At 40.2% G+C, this 219-nt stretch carries 1 protein-coding gene; it reads right to left on the bottom strand.

Going from position 1 to position 219, the window contains the following annotated elements; genetic code table 11:
• On the bottom strand, positions 1-219 hold a 219-nt coding region (locus FLACOL7796_RS00025), incomplete at both ends, for a hypothetical protein (RefSeq protein WP_173968575.1).

The following is a 219-nucleotide window of genomic DNA, read 5'->3' as shown; positions in this document are numbered from 1 at the left end:
AAAGTTCCTTTTACTACCACTGTTGCTTCTGCTGTATCACAGTTCACCGGATTAGCTCCTTTTTCACAGATTTGGTACGTGATTGTATACGTGCCTGATACTGTGTTTGGATCTAAAGTCAATACTCCGCTGGCATCAATAGATAACGGTCCTGTTGTAATGGCTGTAACTGTTGTGTTTAAAGCCGTAACATCTACTCCGTTTAGTTTATCATTTGCT

Source organism: Flavobacterium bizetiae, assembly GCF_902804475.1.
GTDB lineage: Bacteria > Bacteroidota > Bacteroidia > Flavobacteriales > Flavobacteriaceae > Flavobacterium > Flavobacterium bizetiae.
This window is presented reverse-complemented; position numbering and strand designations above follow the sequence as displayed.